This is a genomic window from Pseudomonas sp. PS01299, from assembly GCF_029960145.1.
Taxonomy (GTDB): Bacteria; Pseudomonadota; Gammaproteobacteria; order Pseudomonadales; family Pseudomonadaceae; genus Aquipseudomonas; species Aquipseudomonas putida_A.
In genome coordinates this window covers 1-9,206 of sequence record NZ_JASCPO010000231.1, presented here as the reverse complement: position 1 = coordinate 9,206, position 9,206 = coordinate 1, and the positions used below count along the sequence as shown (strand labels likewise).

Sequence of the window (9,206 nt, the reverse complement as noted above, 5' to 3'; positions counted from 1 at the left end):
TGCTCGCGAATGCGGTCTGACATTCAGCACATGTATTGGCTGATCCAACGCCTTCGCGAGCAAGCCCGCTCCCACAGGGAATAGGGTGCTGAGTGTAATCCGCGTCCATTCAATCACATGCGGTAAAACAACCAAACGTCGTCCTGCAGATTTATGTGCTTGAGTAAAGATAACTCTAGAGTTACTTTTATTCGGCCGGAGCAAGGAGGCGCCAGGTGCAAAGCAGGCTATTGATCAAGGAGCTGGAGGAGGCAGGCTGGACGCTGGATCGAGTCACCGGCAGTCATCACATCTTCACGCATCGTTACAACCCGTACACCATTCCCGTTCCTCACCCTAAAAAGGATTTGCCGCTGGGGACGGTCAAAAGCATCAGGAGGCGTGCCGGGTTGTACCACCCGCCAGCCAGCTACAAGGGAGATCCATAATGCAATATCCGATCTGCATCGAATGGGGTGACGACAACACCGCCATCGGTATTCAGATACCTGACATTCCCGGCGCCGTCACGGCCGGGGACACTTTCGAGGACGCCTATAACGCAGCCGTTGAAGTCGCCCATCTCATGTTGCAGGAGATGGCGGCGGACGGGGAATCGATTCCGATGCCGACGTCGGCAGCGGCCCATCGCAATAATCCGGAGTTTGCCGACATGGGCTGGGGGATGCTCGAGCTGGATATCTCGCCGTACATGGGCAAGACCGAGAAGGTCAACGTGACGTTGCCAGGCTATGTGATCCAGCGCATCGATCGCTATGTGCGTGAACACAATGTCAAAAGCCGCTCTTCGTTTCTGGCAGATGCGGCGATGGAGAAGCTGGTTCGGTATTAAGCGTCATCGCTCTCACAGGCCCAGTGAGCAACCTGTGGGAGCGAGCTTGCTCGACATCTTACGCCGTTGCCAAAGCACCACGCTGCGACGCACTCAGGAACCGCAACAACGCCAGCAGCGGGAACGCGCTACCGACAATCACGATCCACAACCAGCCGCCATGCTCATATACCGCACTGGCGACCGACGAGCCGAAAGCGCCGCCGATGAAGATGCTGGTCATGTACAGCGCGTTGAGGCGACCACGGCTTTTGGCGTCCAGCGAGTAGACCGCGCGCTGGCCGAGAACCATGTTCATCTGCACGCAGAAGTCCAGTACCACGCCGGTCACCGCGAGGCCGATGACGCTGTAGGCCGGGTGAATGAAGGCCGGCAGGAAGCTCAGGCTGGCGAACAGCATGGCCAGCAGCGAAGCGATGCGGGTGTGGCCGGCGTCAGCCAGGCGTCCGCTGATCGGCGCGGCGATGGCACCGATGGCACCGACCAGCGCGAAGATCGCAATCTCGCTTTGCGACAGACCGTGGTTGCGCGCCAGTTCCAGTGGCACCGCTGTCCAGAACAGGCTGAAGGTGGCGAACATGCAGCCCTGATAAAACGCCCGCTGACGCAGCACCGGTTGCTGGCGCAGCAGGGTCCACAGCGAGCCGAGCAACTGGCCGTAGGAAGCGCTGTGATCCGGTTGACGCTTGGGCACGGTCAACGCCAGCACCACGCTGATCGCGGCCATCAACGCCGCGGCAATCATGAACATCGCACGCCAGCCGAAATGGTCAGCCACTACGCTCGACACCGGCCGCGCCAGCAGAATGCCCAACAGCAGGCCGCCCATGATCCCGCCGACCACCCGGCCACGGGATTCTTCCGGCGCCAGATGCGCGGCCAGCGGAATCAGGATCTGCACCGACACCGAACTGAAGCCCACCAGCAACGAGATCAGCAGGAACACGTTCGGCTGACTGGTGAACGCCGCGCCGAGCAGGCTGGCAATCGCCACCACCGTGGTGATGATCATCAACCGGCGGTTTTCCAGCAGGTCGCCCAGCGGCACCAGGAAGAACAGGCCCAGCGCATAACCGATCTGCGTCAGCGAGACGATGAAGCTGGCCATGGTGTCGGAGAGGCCGATGTCCGGCGCGATCAGGCCGATGATCGGTTGCGCGTAGTAGATGTTGGCGACGATCGCGCCGCAGCAGAAGGCGAACAGCAGCACCATGCCTCGGGTCATTGCGTGAGTTGTGGCGTTCATAAGGTTTCTCGATCCAGCGAAAGGGAATGCGGTGAGGCTAAGGGACGCACCGACGCGGCGGTAGAAGCCTTGTATCGATATCAGTTATTCCGTTGCGGAATGATTGGCTTCAGCGGCGGTGTCGTCCATCGGCGAACCTTGCGTCCAGCCGGGGAGGGTCGATGATACATTCACTTACATGTTCTTCGATAGCGTGCTTATGTTTACCGCTGCGCTTTTACTGTTCATCAACGGAGGATTGCCATGTTGCGTCAGCTGCTGCGTCACACCACCACGATTGCCTTGATTGGCCTGCTCAGTGCCACTGCGGTGCAGGCCGCCGATGCCCCGGGCATGCGTCTCGGCGTGCGCGGTGAGATCACCGGGGTCAGCGCCGATTCGCTGAAAGTCCACGTCAACAGCGGCGAGAACGTGGTGATCCGGTTGACTGCGGACACCAAGGTGCGTGCCGTCACGCTGGCGAATATCGAAGACATCAAACCCGGCAGCTACATTGGCTCGGCCGCCATGCCGCAGGAAGATGGCACCCTCAAGGCAATGGAAGTGCACGTATTCCCGCCGGAACTGGCCGGCAGCGGTGACGGTCATCGGCCGTTTGATCTGGCCAAGGGCAGCAGCATGACCAATGGCAGCGTCGGTGATCTGGTGGTCAGCAATGGCCGGGTGCTGACCGTCAACTACAAGGGCGGGCAGCAGAAGATCCTGGTGCCGGAGGACGTGCCGATCGTCAACCTGACGCCGGGGGATCGCAGCTTGCTCAAGGTCGGGGTGAAGATTGTCAGCTTCGTGACCCAGGACGCAGACGGCACGTTGACGGCGCAATCGATTTCCGCCGGCAAGGATGGCGTCACGCCGCCTATGTAAAAGCCCCTCACCCTAACCCTCTCCCGGAGGGAGAGGGGACTGTTTGGGGGATGCTGAAGCAATTTGCCGACCTGAAACTTGGTTGCCGAATCCATAATCCATAAGGTCTTTCAGGTCGATGTAACTCGCCAGACACCTCGGTTGGCTCCCTCTCCCTCCGGGAGTGTATGTACCGGAGGGGGAGGGGACTGTTTGGGGGATGCTGAAGCAATTTGCCGACCTGAAACTTGGTTGCCGAATCCATAATCCATAAGGTCTTTCAGGTCGATGTAACTCGCCAGACACCTCGGTTGGCCCCCTCTCCCTCCGGGAGAGGGCTGGGGTGAGGGTAAAACTGCCATGAAAAAGGCGACCACCGAGGGTCGCCTTTTTCATGTCCGCCAAATCTTACTGGCTGTAGATCTGATCAAAGATTCCGCCATCATTGAAGTGGGTCTTCTGCACCGAACGCCAGTCGCCGAAGGTTTTCTCCACCGACAGGAAATCGACTTTCGGGAAACGGTCGGTGTACTTCGCCAGCACTGCCGGGTCCCGTGGACGCAGGTAGTTGGCGGCGGCGATTTCCTGACCTTCCGGCGACCACAGATATTTCAGGTATTCATCGGCGGCGGCGCGGGTGCCTTTTTTGTCGACCACTTTGTCGACCACCGACACCGGTGGTTCGGCCTCGGCGGAGACGCTTGGGTAGATCACCTCGAACTGATCGCGACCGAACTCGCGAGCGATCATCTCGGCTTCGTTCTCGAAGGTGACCAGCACGTCGCCGATCTGGTTGGTCATGAACGTGGTGGTCGCGGCGCGGCCACCGGTATCGAGCACTGGCGCTTGCTTGAACAGTTTGCCGACGAAGTCCTTGGCCTTGTTCTCGTCACCGCCATTTTTCAGCACGTAGCCCCAGGCCGAGAGGTAGGTGTAGCGGCCGTTGCCCGAAGTTTTCGGGTTCGGCACGATCACTTGCACGCCGTCCTTGAGCAGGTCCGGCCAGTCTTTCAGGGCTTTCGGGTTGCCTTTGCGGACGATGAACACGGTGGCCGAGGTGAACGGTGCGCTGTTGTTCGGCAGGCGGCTGACCCAGTTTTCCGGCACCAGTTTGCCGTTGTCGGCGAGGGCGTTGATGTCGGTCGCCATGTTCATGGTGATGACGTCAGCCGGCAGGCCGTCGATCACCGAACGCGCCTGCTTGCTCGAACCGCCGAAGGACATTTGCACGGTGATGTTTTCGTTGTGCTCGGCCTGCCAGTGTTTCTGGAACGCAGTGTTGTAATCCTTGTAGAAATCGCGCATCACGTCATACGAGACGTTGAGCAGGGTCGGTGCGGCTTGAGCCACGCTGCCAAAGGCAAGACCGGCGGCGAGAAGTGAGGCGCCAAAGAGTTTTTTCACTGCGCATTCCTTGTTGTGTCGGTGATAACGGTCGGGGGTGATACCGTTTTGCCAGCGACTATAGCCGGGCTGGCATAGTCATTTAAAGATTAAAAAGCTCTGTGCTTATTCCACTTTCTTAAACAGCTGACTGCCGCACCGCGAGCAAAACGCTGCGTTCTGTTCATGGCTGTTTTTCTTGCACACCGGGCAGTCATGTTGCAGCTGTTCGCCGCGCATGGCGTTGGCCAGTTCTGCAGTGAAAATCCCGGTGGGCACGGCGATGATCGAGTAACCGGTGATCATCACCAGCGAAGAAATTACCTGACCCAGCGGGGTCTTCGGCACGATGTCGCCGAAGCCGACGGTGGTCAACGTCACGATAGCCCAATAGATGCCTTTGGGGATGCTGGTGAAGCCATGTTCCGGGCCTTCGATCACGTACATCAGGGTGCCGAACACCGTCACCAGGGTGCAGACGCTGACCAGAAACACCACGATCTTCTGCTTGCTGCCGCGCAGCGCCGACATCAGATAGTTGGCTTGCTTGAGGTACGGGCTGAGCTTGAGCACGCGGAAGATCCGCAGCATCCGAATGATGCGGATGATCAGCAGGTACTGCGCATCGCTGTAATACAGCGCGAGGATCCCCGGCACGATCGCCAGCAGATCCACCAGTCCGTAGAAACTGAAGGCGTAGCGCAACGGTTTCGGTGAGCAATACAGGCGCAGGATGTATTCACCGAGAAAAATGACGGTGAAACCCCACTCGATGTAGGCCAGCACATCGGCGTAGTTCTGGTGAATGCTGTCGATGCTGTCGAGCATCACCACCACCAGGCTGGCAAGGATGATCAACAGCAAGGTGCCGTCGAAGCGCCGCCCGGCGAGGGTGTCGCTCTGGAAAATCATCACGTAAAGCCGTTCGCGCCAACTGTTGCTGCTGTCCATGGATAACGCCTGAATTGAAGATCAGCGCAGCCTAGGTTGATTGTCCCCCTGTGCGCAAGGCGTGGCGTCGACGGCCGCTTTACCGAGCATCTGGATCCCGGCGCGGATCAGCCAGCCGGCGAGGATGAACGGCGCGGTCAGCATCGCCAGACCGAGAGCGGCGAACAGCGGGGTGACCAGCAGCGCAAGGACGATGCCCAGCAGCGGCAGCCACGGTTGCTGGCGCTGCGCACTGAAGGCGAGGGCGGCGAGTACCGCGTTGTAACTGCCCAGTCCCAGCAATGCCGCGCCGGTTTCGTGGTGCAACAGACTGGACGCAAGGCCGATGGCTGACGCGAACAATGCCCAGCAAAAGGCGCGGCGATCAGCGATCAACAAGCCGATGCCGATCAATGCGCCGGCCAGCGGATGCTCGAGGAACATCACCTGACCCAATCCACGCAGTCCTGCGGCGAGCAGGTTCAGCGTGTTCATCTCGATGTGCGCCGTCGGCGCGGATGGCTCGGCGAACAGCAGCAGGATCCAGCCGATGGCCACGAATGGCGAGGTGTAGGCCGGTATCGATCGACTGCGGTAAACGTGTTTGAGCCATTGCTGAGTGAGCATCGCACTGACGCCGCCAGCCGCCAGAATCAGCGGCGGCAGCAGCGGTGACCAGGGGAAATACAGACTCAGTAACAAGCCGAGCAGCACGCCGTTGTAGCTGAACAAACCGGCCTGACGATCAGCCTTGGCATAGTTACGTCGCTGTGCAGTGAGCAATCCAGCGACCGCCCCGAGCAGCGCGCCGGCAAACAGCACCGGCGCAGTGAGCAGGATCGCCAGCAGGCACAACAGGCCGCATAGCGGGTGGCGCTGAAGGAATATCTGACTGAAACCGTTGAGCAAAGCCTCGGCCCAGTCGGGGCAGTGGGTGTTGAAATGATTGGCAGGCATGTTGAAAAAATCTGGGCAGTTGGAAAATCAAAAGGTCTTGCTTACCTGTGGTGAGGGGATTTATCCCCGATGGGCTGCGAAGCGGCCCCCAATCGGGGAGTGCGGTTTTTCTGTGAAAACCGTCACTCTCTTGAAAGCGGTGACTGCTGCGCAGTCAATCGGGGATGAATCCCCTCACCACAGGGTTCAGTCGCAATCGTCAGATCAATGTTTCGATCCGCAGTGAGTTAGTCGATCCCGGCTGCCCGAACGGCACCCCGGCAGTGATCAGCAACGTATCGCCACGCTCGGCCATGCCTTGCGCCTGGGCGATTTCCAGCGCGGTCGAACACACTTCATCGACCTGACGCAGGCGATCGTTGACCACCGAGTGAATGCCCCACGCCACGCTCAAACGCCGCGCGGTCTGCAGGTTCGGCGTCAGGTTGAGGATCGGCGCTTTCGGCCGCTCCCGCGCCGCACGTAATGTCGAGGCGCCCGATTCGCTGTAGTTGACCAGCACCGCCACCGGCAGCACGTTGCTGATGCGGCGGATCGCGCAACTGATCGCATCGGACACCGTCGCCTCGGCTTTCGGTCGGCTGACGTCGAGTTGAGTCTGATAGTCCGGACCGTTCTCAACCTGACGAATGATCTTGCTCATCATCTGCACCGCTTCCAGCGGGTATTCGCCGGACGCGGTTTCGGCCGAGAGCATCACTGCATCCGCGCCTTCAGCCACAGCGTTGGCCACGTCAGTGACTTCAGCACGGGTCGGTGCCGGGGAGAAGCGCATCGATTCGAGCATCTGCGTCGCCACCACCACCGGTTTGCCGAGTTCACGGCAGGTGCTGATGATGTTTTTCTGGATCTGCGGCACGCTTTCCGCCGGCACTTCGACACCGAGATCACCGCGCGCCACCATGATCGCGTCGCTCAGTTCGGCGATTTCGCGCAGTTGTTCAACTGCTGACGGCTTCTCGATTTTCGCCATCAGAAAGGCCTTGTCGCCGATCAGTTCGCGGGCTTCGAGAATGTCCTGCGGACGCTGCACGAACGACAGCGCCACCCAGTCCACGCCCAGCTCCAGACCGAAGCTCAGGTCGCGGCGATCCTTGGCGGTCAGCGGGCTCAGTTCAAGTACCGCTTGCGGCACGTTCACCCCTTTGCGGTCGGACAGTTCGCCGCCGTTGAGCACGGTGGTGTCGATCGCGTCGGAGTATTTGCTGACCACGCGCAGGCGCAGTTTGCCGTCATCCAGCAGCAGATCCATGCCTGCTTCGAGCGCGGCGATAATCTCCGGGTGCGGCAGGTTCACCCGGCGTTCATCGCCCGGCGTAGCGTCCAGATCGAGGCGGAACGCCTGACCACGATGCAGCTGTACCTTGCCGTCGGCGAACTTGCCGACGCGCAGTTTCGGCCCCTGCAAATCCATCAGAATGCCCAGCGGATAGTTGAGCTGGCGCTCGACTTCGCGGATCCACTGATAGCGCTTGGCGTGGTCGGCGTGATCGCCGTGACTGAAGTTCAGGCGGAAGATGTTGACCCCGGCCTCGACCAGTTCACGGATGTCTTCGATGCCATCGACGGCAGGCCCGAGGGTGGCGAGGATTTTGACCTTTTTATCAGGCGTCATGATTTGCAGTTCTCAAGGATCAGGATGGCGCGGAAGTCGTTGACGTTGGTGCGGGTCGGCTCGGTAACGATCAGCGCGTCGAGCGCCTCGAAGTAGCCGTAACCGTTGTTGTTATCCAGCTCGTCGCTGGCGCTCAGGCCCAGAGCGGCGGCGCGGGCGTAGCTGTCCGGGGTCATGATCGCGCCAGCGTTGTCTTCCGAGCCGTCGATGCCGTCGGTGTCACCGGCCAGTGCATAAACGCCGGGCTGGCCCTTGAGGCTGTCGGTCAGGCTCAGGAGGAATTCGGCGTTGCGCCCGCCGCGACCATTGCCGCGCACGGTGACCGTGGTTTCGCCGCCGGAAAGAATCACGCACGGCGCCGCCAACGGCTGACCATGATTGATGACCTGCCGAGCAATGCCGGCGTGGACTTTCGCCACCTCGCGGGATTCACCTTCGAGGTCGCCGAGGATCAGTGTGCTGAAACCGGCCTGGCGGCATTTCACCGCCGCAGCATCCAGCGATTGCTGCGGGCGGGCGATCAACTGGAAGTGACTGCGGGCCAGGCTCGGATCACCGGGTTTGACCGTTTCCGATTCCGGGCTTTGCAGCCAGTTGCGCACCGACGCCGGGACTTCAATGTTGTAGCGCTTGAGGATCGCCAGCGCTTCGGCCGAAGTGCTCGGGTCGGCCACGGTCGGGCCGGAGGCGATGACCGTGGCGAGGTCGCCCGGTACATCGGAAATTGCGTAGGTGTAGACGGTGGCAGGCCAGCAAGCCTTGCCGAGGCGGCCGCCCTTGATCGCCGAGAGGTGCTTGCGCACGCAGTTCATCTCGCCGATGGTCGCGCCGGATTTGAGCAGGGCTTTGTTGATCGATTGTTTGTCAGCCAAGGTAATGCCTTCGGCCGGCAGCGCGAGCAGGGCAGAACCGCCGCCGGAGAGCAGGAAGATCACGCGGTCGTCTTCAGTCAGATTGCTGACCAGTTCCAGCACGCGTTTGGCCACGGCCAGGCCGGCGGCGTCCGGTACCGGATGCGCGGCTTCGACCACTTCGATTTTTTCGCACGGAGCGCCGTGACCGTAACGGGTCACCACCAGACCGGATACTTCACCCTGCCAGCAGCGCTCGACCACCTGGGCCATGGCGGCTGCGGCCTTGCCAGCGCCGATGACGATCACCCGACCCGTGCGATCGGCGGGCAGATGGGCTTCGAGGACTTGGTTCGGATGGGCCGCGTCGATGGCTGTGGCAAACAGCTCGCGCAGCAGTTGTTGCGGATCGACCGACATGGCGGGCTCCCGGAATTCTTGTTATTCGAAAGGGCAACTCAGATCCATTGTGGGAGCGGGCTTGCTCGCGAAGGCGGTGGGTCAGTCAATCTCCATGTCGACTGAAACGCCCTCTTCGCGAGCAAGCCC

9 protein-coding genes are annotated in these 9,206 nt (G+C 60.7%); 3 read left to right on the top strand and 6 right to left on the bottom strand.

The features are described from left to right. Positions 1-215 precede the first annotated feature (215 nt). Both QMX91_RS25980 and QMX91_RS25975 read left to right on the top strand, forming a co-directional pair. Entirely contained in the window at positions 216-428 is a 213-nt protein-coding gene (locus tag QMX91_RS25980; protein WP_027613935.1) for a type II toxin-antitoxin system HicA family toxin, read from the top strand. Then, positions 428-832: a type II toxin-antitoxin system HicB family antitoxin gene (locus QMX91_RS25975; protein ID WP_007961664.1), complete on the top strand. Its 405-nt coding sequence runs from the start codon at positions 428-430 to the stop codon at positions 830-832. The genes QMX91_RS25980 and QMX91_RS25975 overlap by 1 nt, the downstream gene beginning before the upstream one ends. 58 nt (positions 833-890) lie before the next feature. Here QMX91_RS25975 and QMX91_RS25970 read toward each other — a convergent pair whose 3' ends face one another. Next, positions 891-2,078, bottom strand: a complete 1,188-nt coding sequence (locus QMX91_RS25970) for an MFS transporter (RefSeq protein ID WP_096796242.1) — start codon at positions 2,076-2,078, stop codon at positions 891-893. 243 nt (positions 2,079-2,321) lie between these two features. Here QMX91_RS25970 and QMX91_RS25965 point away from each other — a divergent pair, with 243 nt between their 5' ends. Next, the gene (locus QMX91_RS25965; RefSeq protein WP_282413585.1) at positions 2,322-2,942 is read left to right on the top strand and encodes a DUF5666 domain-containing protein; all 621 of its coding nucleotides are present in this window, start codon (positions 2,322-2,324) and stop codon (positions 2,940-2,942) included. A gap of 387 nt (positions 2,943-3,329) precedes the next feature. On the opposite strand, the gene QMX91_RS25960 is transcribed toward QMX91_RS25965, so the two are convergent. From QMX91_RS25960 to QMX91_RS25940, 5 genes are all read right to left on the bottom strand, one after another. Then, complete coding sequence (locus QMX91_RS25960; protein WP_096796240.1) at positions 3,330-4,325, bottom strand: sulfate ABC transporter substrate-binding protein; 996 nt, start codon at positions 4,323-4,325, stop codon at positions 3,330-3,332. 105 nt (positions 4,326-4,430) lie between these two features. After that, on the bottom strand, positions 4,431-5,255 hold the full coding sequence (locus tag QMX91_RS25955; RefSeq protein ID WP_095667160.1) for an ion transporter: 825 nt from the start codon (positions 5,253-5,255) through the stop codon (positions 4,431-4,433). Between the two features lie 21 nt (positions 5,256-5,276). Beyond that, positions 5,277-6,191: an urea transporter gene (locus QMX91_RS25950; protein WP_135295237.1), complete on the bottom strand. Its 915-nt coding sequence runs from the start codon at positions 6,189-6,191 to the stop codon at positions 5,277-5,279. Between the two features lie 199 nt (positions 6,192-6,390). Further along, on the bottom strand, positions 6,391-7,806 hold the full coding sequence (gene pyk, locus QMX91_RS25945) for a pyruvate kinase (RefSeq protein WP_150367866.1): 1,416 nt from the start codon (positions 7,804-7,806) through the stop codon (positions 6,391-6,393). Continuing rightward, on the bottom strand, positions 7,803-9,077 hold the full coding sequence (locus QMX91_RS25940; protein ID WP_282413584.1) for a glycerate kinase: 1,275 nt from the start codon (positions 9,075-9,077) through the stop codon (positions 7,803-7,805). Before QMX91_RS25940 ends, pyk begins: the two co-directional genes overlap by 4 nt. Positions 9,078-9,206 lie beyond the last annotated feature (129 nt).

What these genes read in the sequence shown, in the direction of transcription:
- QMX91_RS25975 (WP_007961664.1), top strand. Translation starts at nt 428, where the DNA reads ATGCAATATCCGATCTGCATCGAATGGGGTGACGACAACACCGCCATC.
- QMX91_RS25970 (WP_096796242.1), bottom strand. Translation starts at nt 2,078, where the DNA reads ATGAACGCCACAACTCACGCAATGACCCGAGGCATGGTGCTGCTGTTC.
- QMX91_RS25965 (WP_282413585.1), top strand. Translation starts at nt 2,322, where the DNA reads ATGTTGCGTCAGCTGCTGCGTCACACCACCACGATTGCCTTGATTGGC.
- QMX91_RS25955 (WP_095667160.1), bottom strand. Translation starts at nt 5,255, where the DNA reads ATGGACAGCAGCAACAGTTGGCGCGAACGGCTTTACGTGATGATTTTC.
- QMX91_RS25950 (WP_135295237.1), bottom strand. Translation starts at nt 6,191, where the DNA reads ATGCCTGCCAATCATTTCAACACCCACTGCCCCGACTGGGCCGAGGCT.
- pyk (WP_150367866.1), bottom strand. Translation starts at nt 7,806, where the DNA reads ATGACGCCTGATAAAAAGGTCAAAATCCTCGCCACCCTCGGGCCTGCC.
- QMX91_RS25940 (WP_282413584.1), bottom strand. Translation starts at nt 9,077, where the DNA reads ATGTCGGTCGATCCGCAACAACTGCTGCGCGAGCTGTTTGCCACAGCC.